The sequence below is a fragment of the Sorangium sp. So ce119 genome (assembly GCF_051524405.1).
Classification (GTDB): domain Bacteria; phylum Myxococcota_A; class Polyangia; order Polyangiales; family Polyangiaceae; genus Sorangium; species Sorangium cellulosum_G.
Genome location: NZ_CP150310.1, coordinates 8,623,220 through 8,637,525 on the forward strand (window position 1 = coordinate 8,623,220; position 14,306 = coordinate 8,637,525).

The window sequence follows — 14,306 nt, forward strand, 5'->3', positions numbered from 1 at the left end:
GGCGCGTACCCTCGTCGAGCATGACCCCGCACGAAGAGCTCGCGCTCCTGCTGCGTCCGGCGGCCGGAGGCCTCTACCTCGTCTCCACCGGGCGCGCCCAGCAGCTGGAGGTCCAGCGGCGACTCTACGGCGCCACGACCCAGGACGAGGTCGCCGCCCGGTTCCGCGCGTCGCTCGACCGGATCGCCGGCGCGCGCGCCATCCTGCTCGGCATCCCCTCCGACGTCGGCGCGGGGCTCCTCCGCGGCTCCAACATGGGCCCGCAGGCGATCCGGACCGCGCTCCTCGACGCCCACCCGGACTTCCCCGAGCGGGCGCGCGACGTCGGCCTCGTCGACATCGGCGACGTGTTCGTCGTCCCGCAGCTCCTGCACGACGACATGCTCTCGGAGGCCCAGAAGGCTGCCTCGCGCCGCGCCCTCTACCCCGGCGTGCCCGAGCCGGAGGCGTCCCGGCTGCCTGTCTCCCCGCTCTCGATCGCCGAGCGCGCGCTGGATCTCGTCTTCTCGATCAACCCCGGCGTCGCGCCGATCGTGCTCGGCGGCGATCATTCCACGGCCCTGCCGGTCGCGCGCGCGCTCGCCCGCGTGCGCGGCGCGCAGCAGCGGCCGTGGGGCATCGTGCAGCCCGACGCGCACACCGATCTCCTCGAGGAGCGGCTCGGGGTCGCGTACTGCTTCGCCACCTGGTCGTACCACGCCAACGAGCTGGTCGGCCGGGGCGGCCGGCTGACCCAGGTGGGGGTCCGCGCCTCGCAGAGGCCGCGCGAGCACTGGGAGAGCCGCTACGGCGTGCGGCAGTTCTGGGCGGCCGAGTGCCGCGCCGATCCCGCGGCGGCGCTCGACGCCATCGTCGCCCACGTGAAGAGCACCGGCGTCGAGGGCGTGTATTTCTCGAACGACATCGACGGCACGGACGCCGCGTACGCCGATGCGACCGGGACCCCGGAGCCGGACGGCCTCACGCCCGATTTCGTTGTCGCGCTGATCCGCCGCCTCGGGCGCGAGGTCGGCCTGATCGGCGGCGACGTCATGGAGGTCGCGCCGGCGCTCCAGCCCACGCCGGAGAGCTCGGCGCGCACGCTCGCGCTCGCGGTGCGCTACCTGCGCGAGACGATCGAGGCCACGCTCGGCCGCGCGCTCGCCTGACGCCCGGGGGCGACGCTCAGGGATCGGGGCCCTTCGCCGCGGGCAGGCCGGCGTCCCTGGCCCAGTCGCTCCACGACCCCTCGTAGAGGATCGCGTCCGTGCGGCCGAGCGTCGCCAGCGCGAGCAGGTCGTGGCAGGCGGTGACGCCGGAGCCGCAGTAGCAGACCACGGTGGTCGCCTCGAGCGCGCCGAGGTCGCGGTAGCGCCGCTCGAGCTCCGCGCGCTCACGGAAGGGCCCGGACGGCGCGCGGAGGTTCTCCGCGAACGGCGCCGAGCGCGCCCCGGGGATGTGGCCCGGCCGCGCGTCGACGGGCTCGGTCTGCCCCTCGTAGCGCTCGCGGGCGCGGGCATCGAGGATCACCGCCGCGGGGTCGCGGCGCAGCCGGTCGACCGCCACCTTGTCGGCGACCGGCGCGCCCCCGGCGGCGAGCTCCGTCCTCGGCGCCTCCGCGATGGCGGGCGCGTCGGTCGAGAGCGGGTGCCCCGCCGCGGTCCACGCCTGGAGGCCGCCGTCGAGCACGCGCCCGCCCGGGTGGCCGAAGTACCGCAGCAGCCACCAGAGCCGCGCCGCGATGGCGCCGCCCGCGTCGTCGTAGGCGACGACCAGCGTCTCGGGGCCGACGCCGATCCTCGCGAGCACGCCCGCGAACGCCGCCGCGTCGGGCAGCGGGTGGCGGCCGGGCCCTCCCTGCGCCGGGGCGGAGAGGTCGGCGTCGACGTCGAGGTGCACGGCGCCCGGGATGTGTCCGCGGGCGTACTCGTCGGCGCCGCGGCGACCGCTGAGGTACCAGCGGCAGTCGACCACGCGGACGCGAGGGTCGGCGGCGTTCGCCGCGAGCCAGGGGACGTCGACGAGGGGGCCGGGGGGCACGGAGCGGGGGTCGGGCATTGGTGGATCCTACCTTCTCCTGTCGGGCCGTGAAGCCGGGCGATGAAGGGCAAGATTCCCTTCCAGACAGTGCGTGCCGATTTCTCGCACACGGCGACCGGTGGTCTCTCGGGCCGCCGCATCACGCAGCCTCCGGGTACTGACCGCTGCATCACGCAGCCTCCGGGCAAGCTCGTTGTAATCCGTCGAGCAAACGCGCCATGTCTTGCTTCTGCATGCTTGTCGGATCAACACACAAGGGCACTTCGACAACACGGTCCCCGTCTCGAACCATCCCCCCTTCCGGCCTGCCCTCCTGCCTGCTCTCGGGGGGCCCACCCCTTCTCTGGCCTGGCCTTGCGCCCGATCCCACGGGGGTCGAGCCCCGTCTGGCCTGGCCCTGGACCCGCTCGCCGGGAGTTCCACTCTCCCGGCCCCGCGGGAAGCGCGCCGATCCGGCCGCGCCCGCGACATGGCCCCGTCCCGCCACGGCCACCAGGCCACGCCCATCTCCCCCTGCCTCCCCCGCCGCGCCTCGCCCGCAACTCCCTCGCGACGCGACCCTGCTCGGTTCGCACACGCCGACGCGCTCGCCTACAGTCCACCGTCGCGCGCGATCCGCCCCGAGCCCCACGGGAGGCACCCCTTTGAGCCCCATCCTCTCCCTCTGCGACGGCTACCGACTCGACCTCTCCGACTACGCGCGCACCGGCCTGCGCGTCGGCATCTGGGCCTCGTCCGGTCGGGGCAAGAGCTTCGGCGTCGGGGTCCTCTGCGAGGAGCTGCTCGCGGCCGGCATCCCCGTCGTCGCGATCGACCCCGAGGGCGAGCTCTACACGCTGCGGGAGCGGTTCCGCCTGCTCGTCCTCGGCGGCGCCCACGCGGATCTGCCGCTGCCGTCCGGCGAGCGCGCGGCGGCGCTCGCGCTCGCGCGGGTGCTCGACGAGGGGCTCGGCCTCGTCATCGACCTCTCCGATCAGCCGACGAACCGCGCCCAGCAGGAGGCCGCGCTCCCGTTCCTCGAGCGGCTGTGGGTCCTCCTGTCCGAGCGCCGCGCGCCCGCGGCCCTCGTGGTCGAGGAGGTGCACATCTTCGCGCCCCAGTCCGGCGCGTCGCTCACCTCGGACATCCTGCACCGCTTCGCCAAGCAGGGCCGCAAGCGCGGCGTCCTCCTCGCCGTCGCCAGCCAGCGCACGCAGGCCGTCTCGAAGGAGCTCATGAGCCAGCTCAACTTCCCGGCGATCGGCGGGTTCGAGATCGAGCGCGACTACGACGCGGTGAAGGCGCTCGTCGACGGCCACACGTTCGAGGAGTTCCGCGCCCTCCCGGCCGGCGAGTTCTTCCTGCCCGCCGCCGGGCGCTTCGAGCGCTGGCGCGCCCGCCACACCGCCCACGGCGGCGACGCCCCGAGCTGGACCGGCGAGGCCGCCGGCCCGCCGCGCGCCGCGGACTCGAAGCTGAGCACGCTGATCGACGAGCTGCGCGAGGCGCTCGCGGACGAGATCGCGGGCGCGACGGCGCCCGATCCGAGCGCCGCGCTGCGGGCCGAGATCCGCCGCCTCCGGCAGCAGCTCGAGCAGGCCGACGAGGCGCGCAGGGCCGCCGAGGCCGAGACCGAGCGGCTGCGCGTCGCGCTGCAGGTGGCCGGCGTCGTCAAGGTCGTCATCCAGAACGAGATCGTGGCGCGCGTCGTCCAGCCCGACGCCGCGCGCCCGCCGGCGGCGCTCGCTCCCGCCGCGCCTCGGCCCCCCGCTCCGGCGGCGCCCGCGCCTGCTCCCGCGCCGGTCGGCGCGGCCGTGAAGGTCGTCGCGAGGCCGGCCTCCCCGTCGCTCCGGGATCTCGCGCTGCCGGCCGGGGCGGTGCTCGAGGCGCGCGGCGTCAAGCAGATGGTCAACGCCGCGAGGAGCCACGCGCGGCGGCGATCACCCCGGTCGGTGGCGCACGTCGCGCTGGCCGCGAAGCTGCTCGCCGGCGGCGCGGCGCTCAGCGCGGAGGAGCTCGCCGCGCGCGGCGGCTCCCGCAGCCAGGTCGAGATCCGGCGCGCCGTGCACGCGCTCGCCGCGCTAGCCCGCGCGGGCTTCGCGTCGGTCCAGAGCGGCCGCCACGCGCTGAACGAGGCGGCCGTGCTCCGGGCGATCCAGCTCGGCTGATGGGTCTAGCAGCCGGCCACGAAGATCAGCCGGATCGTCGCGACCGTCCCCAGCACGAGCAGCCCCGCGTAGAAGATCCGCCGCTTGCGCCGCATCTGCTCGGGGCTGAGCCCTGTATCGCCGGGCTCCTCGCCGGGCGCCGCGCCGGTGCGCGTCGCCGGCAGCATCCCGGCCGCGAGCGCCGCGCCGGCCGCTGACGGCTTGCTGGCCCTGGGCCCCGCCTCGCCTTCGACCTCGACCGCGGCGTGCCTCCGCAGCAGCTCTCCTTCCGGCGTGAGCGGCGTCGCGAGCGCGCGCGGGCGCGGCGGCGCGTCGTCCGGGCCATCGAAATCGAGGTAGTTCACCGACAGCGAGCCCATGGCCGCGCCGGACGGCCGCGGCGCGCCGCTCCGGCGCGCGGGAGGCGCGCTCCGCCGCGGCTCGGGCGACGACGGGCGGCCCGACGGACGGTCGGCGGACACGACGCCCGCCGGCGCCGCCTTCCGCGAAAGACCCGGCGAGCTCAATCCCGGTCCGCTCGCCGGGGGGATCGACGGCGCCGCGTGGCAGCCCGAGCCGCTCGTCGAGCGCGCCCTCGCCAGGTAGGTCTCGATGAGCTCCTTCAGCTCGCGCCGCGCCTCCTGCTCGGCGTCCGGGCCCATCCCGAGGAGGACCTGCTCCAGCGCGTCCGCCAGCGCCCCCGCGCTCGCGGTCCGCTTCTCGACGGAGAACTCGGTCGCCGCGTCGAGCGCGTCCGCGAGCGGCGCGCTCAGCTCGGGCAGCAGCGTCCGCGCGCGGGGGATGGGCGTCGACGCGACCCGCAGGATGAGCTGCGTCTGCGTGTCGGCCTTGCGCACCCGGCTGCCGAGCAGCGCCTCCAGGAGCGTGATCCCCAGCGAGAACACGTCCGCGCGCCCGTCGAACGGCTCGCCGCGCGCCTGCTCCGGCGGCATGTACGGGAGCTTCCCCTTGAACACGCCGCTGTCGGCCTGCTCGCCCCCGCCGCCGGGCACGCGCGCGACCCCGAAATCGGTCAGGCACACGCGGCCGTCCCGCGCGATCAGGATGTTGGAGGGCGAGACATCGCGGTGGACCACCGCGTAGCGCCGCCCGTCCTCCTCGCACAGCGTGTGCACGGCCTCGAGCGCCCTCGCCATCTCCCGGCCGATGTACGCCACGACGCGCGGCGAGAACGCGCCCACCTTCCTGAGCACGCGATCGATGGCCGGGCCGTCGATGTAGTCGAGCGCGAGGTACACGGAGCCCTCGAAGCTCCCGAGCTCGATCAGCCGGACCACGTTCGGGTGGTCGAGCCGCGCGATCACCTGCGCCTCGGCGAAGAACGACTCGCGCGCGTACGCGCCGAGCTCGGACCTCGGCGCCAGCCGCTTCAGCGCGACGAGGCGCCGCGGGTCGCTGGGCCCGTCCTCCTCGGCGAGCCACACCTCCCCCATCGCGCCCTTGCCCAGCATCCGGATGAGCCGGTACTTGCCGGCGAACAGCTCCCGCTGCGGATCGGGCTCGGCGCTCGTGGGGTGGGGGCGTGAGGCGGCCATCTCGTGATCTGCGGCGCTCGACCTCGACGTCCGTCGAGGCTAGCCCTCCTGCGGCGGGTGGAGAGGGTGCAGGGGAGGCATGCCCGATCCTATCGCCGCCCGCGCGCCGCAGGAATCACCGCGTCCATGCCCGGCGCGGATTCGTCGCGCGCCGACGCCCACCCCAGCGCACCTGCGGGCGCGCCGCTCACTCCTGCGTGTGCTCCTCGCGGATCGGCTCCCGCATGGTCGTCGCCGGGAACCACTCGAAGAAGCGGTGGATGAGCAGCCGCCGCTCCGGCTCGATGTACTCGAACACGGCGCCCCGGTCGTTGATCTCCCAGAACTCGTTGCTCGTCACGGCCAGGAGCTCCGCCCGGATCGAGCGCAGCCGGTCGGGCCGCTCGTCGCGCATGTCGCGGTAGATCTTGCGCGCGAGCGCCTCCTCCCCCCGCTGCAGGTAGTACGTGGCCAGCTTGACCTGCGCCTTGCGGACGCCGCGGAGCGACCGCTCCTGCTGGTCGAGCTCGGCCTCCTTGTCGACATCGAGGAAGATCCGGAGCAGCTCGTCGCGGGCCGGCGCGTGGACGTCGTACGCGCGCTCGTTGAGCACGCACAGGTCGAACGCGACCGTCTCGGTCAGGAACGCGAGCCCCATCGCGTGCGCCGTCTGCGCGTAATACTTGAAATAGCGCGCGATCTCGAGGACCTGATCCCCCCACCCCGCCTTGAGCAGCTCCTCCGCGAGGTAGCGGTACTGGTTCAGGTTGTTGTAGGCCGCGGCGATGTCCTTCGCGTTGAGCGCCCGGCGCATGTAGGTGTTGAAGAACTTCACCACCACCGCGACGGCCGCCTGGTCGCCCGCGGCGATCGCCGTCTGCCCGATGTACCGGGTGTCGATCGCGATGCGCGTGATGAGGTCCGGCATCGCGGTGAGCGCCTCGCGGTAGACCATCAGGAACTGGCGGAGCGCCTTGTATTCGAGCCAGGTCTGCGTGGTCGAGAGCTTGCCGAGCGCCTCGGCGTTCATGCTCACGAAGTCGGTGTCCTTCGCGAGGCGGTCGCGGATCTGGAACCAGCGCTCGTCGAGCGTCGCCTTGTGGGGCAGGTACGCGACGACGAGCTCCGACAGCGAGTCGACCGTCTTCGACGCGATCCCCTTGTCCTTCTGGTCGATCGCGTTGAGCGCCACGTCGGCCAGCTGCTCCAGCGCCGAGAGCGCCATCACCCGCCGCTCGTCGATCGCGTCCTCGCCCTCCCCGCCCGCGGGGCGCAGCGCCTGCTCGACGCCGCTCCGCTTGATCCGCCCGACCACGTTGTCGGGCTCGACGAAGTCGAACACGTACCCGAAGTAGGGCGCCATCATGAGCAGGCTCGCGGTGAGCAGCCCCATGGTGACGAGGACGCCGTAATACGGGACGAACGCGTGCTCGGTCGAGCCGCCCCCGCCGACGCGGATCGAGAAGTTGATCCACAGCGAGAACACCGCGCTGACGACGAAGAAGCCCATCACGAGCATGTTCGTCCGGTCGCGGAAGAACATCTCGGTGATCCGCGGCGTGTACCGGTTCGCCGCGAGCTGCACGATGATGGAAGCGACCGTGATCACGATGCCGAGGATCGCGGCGATGACCTCGCCGATGCCGCCCATGATGTGCTCGGCGTCGCCCGGCGACATGCGCGCGAACACCTCCCAGAACGGCAGCCCCTGGTTCCCGCGCCGCGCGAGCTCGAGCAGGTAGACGACGGCCAGCGTCGCCATGCTGACGCCGAGCGGATACGTCATCGGCCGCAGCCAGATGCGGGCCACGGCCGCGCCCCTGCGGCGCTGCCCCTCGGCGTCCGCCGCGGTCTGCCCCAGGCTCATGAGGTACTCGCCGGTCGATCGACGCGCCTGTCCGCGCGCCTGGTCATCACGCGCCCGAGCACCACGCGATTGATCCCCCCGCCTTCTCACGCGCTCGCACCGCCGGGCGGCAGCCCGCCTATTTCTTCTCCGGAGGGCTGTCGAGATCTTCCGCGAGGTAGCTGAGGATCACCTCGTCCAGCGACTTCTCGCTGATCAGGTCCTCACCGAAGATCGAGGCGCCCTCCGCGGGCCGGTTGGTGGCGAAGATGCTGGCCGGGCGCGAGGCGGCGTAGCGCCCGGAGCCGGGGCCGCCCGAGTAGTGCTCGACCGCGACCGTGGCCGCGGGCGGCGCCGCGGGCTGCTCCGGGTGGACGTTGCTGTACACCCCGGCGCCCGACGACGCGGACTCGGTCCGCCGCCCGATCACGGACGCAGGCGGCGGGGGGAGGTCCTGGATCTGCTGGAAGAACGGCGTCTGCGCCTCGGCCGCGGCGCGCTCGAGCGCGTCGAGATCGAGATCGATCGACGGCTGCTCGTGCTTGATCTCCGGGGGCGCCGGGCGCACGGCCCTGCTGCCCGCGAGCGGGCTGGCCTGGCGTCCGCCGCCGACGTTGCCGAGCCCCTGGAGCGCGCCCGGATCCAGCTCGAGCCGGGGGCGCGGGCTGGCCGACGCGGGCGCCGGCTCGGCCGCCGGGGCGCGCGGCGGCGCGGCGGCGACGGGCGCGGCGGCCGGCCTGGCCGCCGGCGCGGCGGGCCTCGGCGGCGGCGTCGGCGCCGGGGCGGGCGCCGCGGCGGGCTTCGGGCGCGGCGCCTCGGGCGTGAGGGGCCGCGACGCCGGGGGCGCCTTCGGCGCGCTGGCCACCTCGGGCGACGACGGCGCCGGCGGCCGCGCCGGCTTGCTCTGCTCGGCGGCGGGCGGCGCCGCGGCGGCCGCCGACACGGGCGGGGCGGCCGTGTCGTCGAAGAGGTAGTCGAAGAGGCCGTCGCGCAGGGCGATGAACATCGCCTTGTGCTGCTCCTTCATCATCCCGCGCACCGTCTCGGCGAGCGTGGCCTGACCGACGTGCTCCGCGTACGACGTCTTCGTCGTCTTCAGGATGCGGCCGCCGTCGGCGAAGAGGTGCGTGATGATGTGAGGATGGCGAATGCCCGAGTCCTCGGTCTGTATGTGGAACAACCGCCCCTTGTGCCGGACGTTGTTGTTGAAGCCGAGCAAGGGCGACGGGGCTTTCACGACAGGCAATCCGAGGGTGGGGAGGTGAGGAGATCGCGCCAGAGGGGAGCGCTCGCCACGGCCGAGACTATCACAGCGCGGCGCGCCCGGAACGATTCGCAGCGCGCGTCGTATCTTCGCCCAGCCCAGCGTCCACGCTGGTCGACGGCCGGGCAGCGCTGGTCCGCGCAGGGTTCACGCCGGGGGCGCACGTCGGAGCCGGCCGCCCGCCGGCCGCGGGGCCCGTCATTTCAGGGCAGACAGCGCTCCAGGTCGTCCGCATTGCCCGCCTGGAGGGCGCACGCGACCTCCGCCTGCGTGAGGTCGGCTTCGCAGCGGACGAACCCGCGCTCGCCGGCCGCCTCCCGCGCCAGCGCCTTCCGCTCGGCGACCTGGGACGCGGCGGGCTCAGGCGTGGCCGCGCGCAGGACGAGCTCGACGTAGCGATCGAGGAGCGCGGCGCACTCGTCCGGCGAGGGGCGCGCGGCGAGACCGCGGAGCGCGACGCGCCCGGCGATCACGCCGACCACGAGCAGCACGATCGCCAGCGTCGCCAGCACGTCGGCGCGCGTCGCCGGGCGCGTCACTCCAGGCATCGATCGACCTGCTCCGGGGTCGTCGCCTGCCGGACGCACGCCATCGCGGCGTCCGTGATCCGCCGCCCCACGCACCGGTCGATGAGGTCCTTGCGGGCGTCCCGCACCGCCGCGATGCGCTCCTCGACGATCTTCGGATCCACGATGTTCTGGGTCCGGAGCTCGATCTCCGCGCTCCGCTTGAAGATGGCCTCGCACTCCTCGCGGCCCGCCGGGTGCCCGCACCCCGCCGCGAGCGGCAGCTCGACGAGCAAGGCCAGGAACGACGCGAGCCCGAGGGCCGAGCCCCGACCCGGGCTGCCGGAGACCGTGGAGACGGAACACCGCCTCGTCTGAAGCGAACTGAAGCCAGGGCGGCGACGCATGGCCGCGACGATGGCGCCATGCCTGTCAGGGCGCAACTGTCAGGGCGAATCGGGGCGAATCGGGGCGAATCAGGGCGAATCAGGGCGTGACCACGTCCAGCGGCCAGGGCGCAGCCGTCGGGGCGCCACCGCGCCCGGCGGCCAGCCGGGCCTGAGTCAAGCCTGGAAAGCTCGCGTCTTGCTGGAACGCCTGTCCAGGTCTGTTAGGATTGCTTTCTGTGCGCAAGGCGAGCGAGCACGGTGACAGCGTGGGCGGCGCTCGAGCCGTCCGTGGGGGCTCCGGCGGTGCGTCGCGGCGCACGAAGCCGGGGGCGGGGGCCATTGCTGGCAGCGGGGGCGAGGCGGGCCTGGAGGACGCCCCACGAAAGAAGCGGCCCAGCAGCGCGCCGCGGCGGCGGGCGCCGGCGGCGTCGCTGACGGCCGAGGAGATGCTGCGGCGCGCGCTCGGCGCGGAGACGCCGCGGTCGCGCGCGCTGTGGGCGCGGCGGGGCCTGTCGCTCCGAGGGCCGCTCGACAGGACGACGCAGGCGATGCTGCTGAGGCAGCTCTACCTCGCGTACTTCGAGACGCGCCGCTTCGAGCGGGCGTCCGAGGTGGCCGAGCAGATCGTGGCGCTCGGCGTGCTGAGCGACGTCGCCCACCAGGACGCCGCGCGGGCGAAGCAGGCGCTCGGCGACATCGAGGGGGCGGTGGGCCACCTCCGGCTCGCGGCGCGCACGGGGCCGGCGAGCCGCCGGGCGTTCCACTGGTGGACGCTGGGCAGCGTGTACCACCTGGCGCGCCGGTACGACGAGGCGATCGGCGCGCTCACGCGGGCCGCGCGCTGGGGCACGCGGGACAAGCCGCTTTACCAGGGGCACCTCGCCGTCGTGCAGTGCGAGAGCGGCAGGACGGTGGAGGGGCTCGGCGCGCTGATCGACCGGCTCTCCGAGGTGCCGGCGGGCCAGGGATACGGCCGGTTCGTGCTGGGGCAGATGGCTTACTTCGACCGTCGCTGGGACGAGGCCAAGAAATACCTGGAAGCCTTCGTACAGCGGAGCACCTCGGGCAGGGCGGCGGTCGCCATCGCGCTCGGCGGGGAGATCGAGGCGGCGCGTCAGACGCTGGCGACGATGGCGAAGCGCTGACGGCGGTCCGAACGGAAGACGGAAGGGAGCGCGCCGCACGACGGCGATCGCTTTGCTATAGAACCTCCGTCATGACCGCTTCGACCCGTCTCCAGGGAAGCGCCGGCGCCGCACCGGCAGGTCTTCAGCGCGGCGCGCTCGGCACGTCAGATCGCGCGCTCGGCACGTCGGATCGCGCGCTGGCCGCGCTGATCGCGCTCGCGGTGCTCGCGTGCCCGGGGCTCGCGCTGGCCGCCGACGAGCCGGATCTGTTCACCCGCGGTCTCCAGGCCGGCCCGCTCTTCGCGGGGCTCGCCGCGCTCGCGGGCGGCCTGCTCACGTGCCTCACGCCGTGCGTCTACCCGATGATCGCCATCACGGTGAGCATCTTCGGGGCGCGGGAGGCGAAGTCCCGGCGCGAGGCGATGCTGCTCTCGACGAGCTTCGTGCTCGGCATCGTCGTGCTCTTCACGGCGATGCTCGTGGTCGCGGCGCTGACCGGGAGCCTGTTCGGCAGCGTGCTCGCGAACCGGTGGGTCATCGTCGGCATCGCGATGGTGTTCATCGCGCTCTCGCTGTCCATGTTCGGCGCCTTCGACATGACACTGCCCGACACGCTGATGCAGCGGCTCTCGCAGGTCGGCGGCATCGGCTACGGCGGCGCGTTCCTGCTCGGGCTGGTGAGCGGCCTGGTCGCCGCGCCGTGCACCGGGCCCGTCCTCACCGGCATCATCCTGTGGATCGGCAAGACCCAGAACATCGGCCTCGGCGCGCTGGTCGGCGCCACCTTCTCGATCGGGCTCGGCCTGCCGTTCTGGCTGGTCGGCACGTTCGCCGTCGCGCTCCCGAAGGGCGGCAAGTGGATGCTCGGGGTGAAGTCGTTCTTCGGGATCGTGATGCTGATCGTCGCGCTCTATTTCCTGAAGACGACGTTCCCGGCGCTGTCGTCGCTCGCGCGGCCCACGCCGCAGTTCATGGCGGTGATGGCGGGCCTGGTGGCGCTCGGCCTCGCGCTCGGCGCGGTGCACCTGTCCTGGGACGACGGCGGCCTCGGGGTGAAGGTCCGCAAGGGGCTCGGGATCGCGCTCACGGTCGCCTGCGGCTTCCTGCTCGTCGCGAGCCTGGACCTGCCGCGCCTCGCCTCGCCCGTCCCGGCGGCGGTGGCCGGCGAGGCCGCGCCGCGGCAGCTCACGTGGCTGCACGAGGAGCCGGTGGCCGTCGCGAAGGCGAAGGCGGAGAAGCGGCCGCTGCTCGTGGATTTCACCGCGGAGTGGTGCGGCGCCTGCAAGCAGCTCGACAAGGACACCTTCTCGGATCCCCGCGTGATGGCCAAGGCGGGGCACTTCGTCGCGGTGAAGGTCGACGCGACGGACGACGAGGATCCGCAGGTCGACGCGGTGAAGGGCAAGTACAGGGTCGTCGGCCTGCCCACGGTGGTGATCTACGACTCCACCGGGGCCGAGCGGAAGCGCTTCAACGACTTCGTCGGCCCGGACGTGTTCCTGGCCGCGCTCGAGGGCATCCAGTAGCGCCGTGCCCATGCGCCCCTCCCTGCTCGGCGTCCGCGCGCGCGGCTCCCTCTGCGCCCTCTGCTTCCTGGTGGTCCTCTCCGGCTGCGGCGTCGGGGCCCCGCCGACCGGCACCGTGGTGGTCGGGGTGACGAGCGAGCTGCTCCCGGGGGTCGACATCGACAGGATGCGCGTGGTCCTGCGCGCGGCGGGCGAGCTCGTGCGCGACGACGTGATGACGCACCGGAGCGGGCAGCTCTTCTTCCCCCGGGAGTTCGCCTTCAAGGACCTCGACGACCTGACGGCGGTGGAGATCTCGCTGGAGGCGTTCGGGGCCGAGGACCCGGACAGGCCGGTGCTCGTCCGCACCGCGATGACCCAGGTGACCGGCGGCCGCACGACGCTCCTGGAGCTGCGCCTCGAGCGGGAGTGCGTCGTCGCGCCCGGGGCCGCCACGTGCCCGGCGCCGCAGACCTGCGTCGCCGGCGGCTGCAGCGCTCCCTTCGTGGATCCCCGGCAGCTCGATCCGTACGACCCCTCGTGGAAGGAGGACGCGGAGCCGGACCTCTGCAAGCCGGACGGCGCCGGGGCGCCGGTGGTCGTCGTCGGCGAGGGGCAAACCGACTACTTCCCGCTCGAGGATCTCGACGAGGTCCAGGTCGAGGCGGGACCGCAGGGCGGGTATCACATCTTCATCGCCACCCGGATCAAGAACCTCCGCCGGTCCGGCTCGACCACCGTGGTGAGCGGCGTCGTGCCCGAGCTCGGCACCACGATCGAGCCGCTCCGGGTGATCTTCACCCTGGACCAGGACGAAGGCGGCTTCTGCAAGCTCCCGGGGCTGCGGTTCCGGCTGGACGGGGAGCGGGAGATCGAGGAGCTGCTCGGCAAGGTCGTGGACGTCGAGGTGACCGTCACCGATACCGACGGGGACACCGGGACCGGCAAGCGGAAGGTGACGCTCTCGGAGACGATCCTGTAGCCGCTGGTACGCAGGTCAGAAATCCTGCTCGCGCGCGGCGCGCCAGCGCGTCATCCAGCCGCCGGTGAGCAGATCGAGGGACACCTCGGCTTCGAGCGCCTCGAGCGTCGCGGCGCGGTGCTCCTCGGGGCTCCGGCCCGGGTCTGCCGCGAGCGCGACGGCGCGCTGCCACGCGAAGAGCAGCTCGATGACGCGCGCCATGAGCTTCGCTTGCAGCTCGGCGCGCTCGCGGCGGAGGCGCTCCAGGGCGATCTCCTCGTCGACGAACACCAGGCGGTCGAGCCGCCATGTCGCGCGCGCCTCGAGCCAGAGGCTCGTGCCGCCGGAGGCCGTCCTGCGCGCCGGGTCGTACTCGGTGGGCGCCAGGTTCTCCGCCTCGTCGACGAGGCGCGAGACGCGGAGCCGGAGCTCCGGGAGCAGCGACGACGTCCGGGCGCGCGAGGCGAGCGCGTCGATGCGCGCCCCCGGGTCGAGCAGGCGCGCCTGTCGCAGCGCCGCCTCCACGGCCGCGCGCGCCATCGCCGGCGTGACCCGGACCGGCAGCGGGAGCTGCGGCTCCGCCTCGGCGGGCGGCGCGGGAGGCGCCTCGGGGAGCTCGAGCGCCGGCGCGGCGCCGGGCGCGCCCCGGGCCTCGGCGGCAGGCTTCAGCCGGGGCGCCTCCGACTCGGCGACGGAGGAGGGAGGCGGCGCGCGCGGGCGCTCGGACGTCCGCTCGAGGGGGACGCTCGCGAGCAGCATGCCGCTGACGGAGCGCTCGCCGCGCTCGAGCCGAGCGACCCCGAGCTGGACCGCGATCCAGAGCGGCTGCGCGCGCCCCGGCGACGCAGCCCAGAGCTCGTGGGGCGCGGTGTCGAGGCGGTCCATGCGCGCGTCGAGCGCGGTGGGCTCGTCGTCGGAGGGGAGGTCCGCGCGCGCCTGCGGCGCGGACAGGGCGCACGCGAGCGCGCCGAGGAGGAAGAGGGCGGAGCGGTGGAGGGATCGGTGGTTCGTTTGCACGCGAGCTGGGT

The 14,306-nt window shown here is 74.1% G+C and carries 12 protein-coding genes; 5 read left to right on the top strand and 7 right to left on the bottom strand.

What is annotated here, in order from left to right:
• Positions 1-20: 20 nt before the first annotated feature.
• Complete coding sequence (locus tag WME76_RS32575; protein ID WP_437956139.1) at positions 21-1,148, top strand: arginase family protein; 1,128 nt, start codon at positions 21-23, stop codon at positions 1,146-1,148.
• Between the two features lie 16 nt (positions 1,149-1,164).
• Here WME76_RS32575 and WME76_RS32580 read toward each other — a convergent pair whose 3' ends face one another.
• Positions 1,165-2,037, bottom strand: coding sequence for a sulfurtransferase (locus WME76_RS32580; protein ID WP_437956140.1), 873 nt, complete (start codon positions 2,035-2,037; stop codon positions 1,165-1,167).
• 626 nt (positions 2,038-2,663) lie between these two features.
• Here WME76_RS32580 and WME76_RS32585 point away from each other — a divergent pair.
• Positions 2,664-4,166, top strand: a complete 1,503-nt coding sequence (locus WME76_RS32585) for a helicase HerA domain-containing protein (protein ID WP_437956141.1) — start codon at positions 2,664-2,666, stop codon at positions 4,164-4,166.
• Positions 4,167-4,171: 5 nt separating this feature from the next.
• Here WME76_RS32585 and WME76_RS32590 read toward each other — a convergent pair whose 3' ends face one another.
• From WME76_RS32590 to WME76_RS32610, 5 genes are all read right to left on the bottom strand, one after another.
• Positions 4,172-5,701, bottom strand: coding sequence for a serine/threonine protein kinase (locus tag WME76_RS32590; protein WP_437956142.1), 1,530 nt, complete (start codon positions 5,699-5,701; stop codon positions 4,172-4,174).
• A 187-nt stretch (positions 5,702-5,888) separates the two neighbouring features.
• Positions 5,889-7,547 carry a DUF2254 family protein gene (locus tag WME76_RS32595; protein ID WP_437956143.1) on the bottom strand — a complete coding sequence of 553 codons (1,659 nt, stop codon included), beginning with the start codon at positions 7,545-7,547 and terminating at the stop codon, positions 5,889-5,891.
• Positions 7,548-7,665: 118 nt separating this feature from the next.
• Positions 7,666-8,763 (bottom strand): hypothetical protein, encoded by a 1,098-nt coding sequence (locus WME76_RS32600; protein WP_437956144.1) that lies wholly within the window; start codon positions 8,761-8,763, stop codon positions 7,666-7,668.
• Positions 8,764-8,993: 230 nt separating this feature from the next.
• Positions 8,994-9,338: a hypothetical protein gene (locus tag WME76_RS32605; protein WP_437956145.1), complete on the bottom strand. Its 345-nt coding sequence runs from the start codon at positions 9,336-9,338 to the stop codon at positions 8,994-8,996.
• Positions 9,326-9,703 (bottom strand): hypothetical protein, encoded by a 378-nt coding sequence (locus tag WME76_RS32610; RefSeq protein WP_437956146.1) that lies wholly within the window; start codon positions 9,701-9,703, stop codon positions 9,326-9,328. The genes WME76_RS32605 and WME76_RS32610 overlap by 13 nt, the downstream gene beginning before the upstream one ends.
• A 218-nt stretch (positions 9,704-9,921) precedes the next feature.
• Here WME76_RS32610 and WME76_RS32615 point away from each other — a divergent pair, with 218 nt between their 5' ends.
• The 3 genes from WME76_RS32615 (at position 9,922) to WME76_RS32625 (ending at position 13,299) form a co-directional block, all read left to right on the top strand.
• Positions 9,922-10,830: a tetratricopeptide repeat protein gene (locus tag WME76_RS32615; RefSeq protein WP_437956147.1), complete on the top strand. Its 909-nt coding sequence runs from the start codon at positions 9,922-9,924 to the stop codon at positions 10,828-10,830.
• 71 nt (positions 10,831-10,901) lie between these two features.
• Positions 10,902-12,338 (top strand): protein-disulfide reductase DsbD family protein, encoded by a 1,437-nt coding sequence (locus tag WME76_RS32620; RefSeq protein ID WP_437956148.1) that lies wholly within the window; start codon positions 10,902-10,904, stop codon positions 12,336-12,338.
• 10 nt (positions 12,339-12,348) lie between these two features.
• The gene (locus WME76_RS32625; protein WP_437956149.1) at positions 12,349-13,299 is read left to right on the top strand and encodes a hypothetical protein; all 951 of its coding nucleotides are present in this window, start codon (positions 12,349-12,351) and stop codon (positions 13,297-13,299) included.
• Positions 13,300-13,314: 15 nt separating this feature from the next.
• Here WME76_RS32625 and WME76_RS32630 read toward each other — a convergent pair whose 3' ends face one another.
• Entirely contained in the window at positions 13,315-14,295 is a 981-nt protein-coding gene (locus WME76_RS32630; protein ID WP_437956150.1) for a hypothetical protein, read from the bottom strand.
• Positions 14,296-14,306 lie beyond the last annotated feature (11 nt).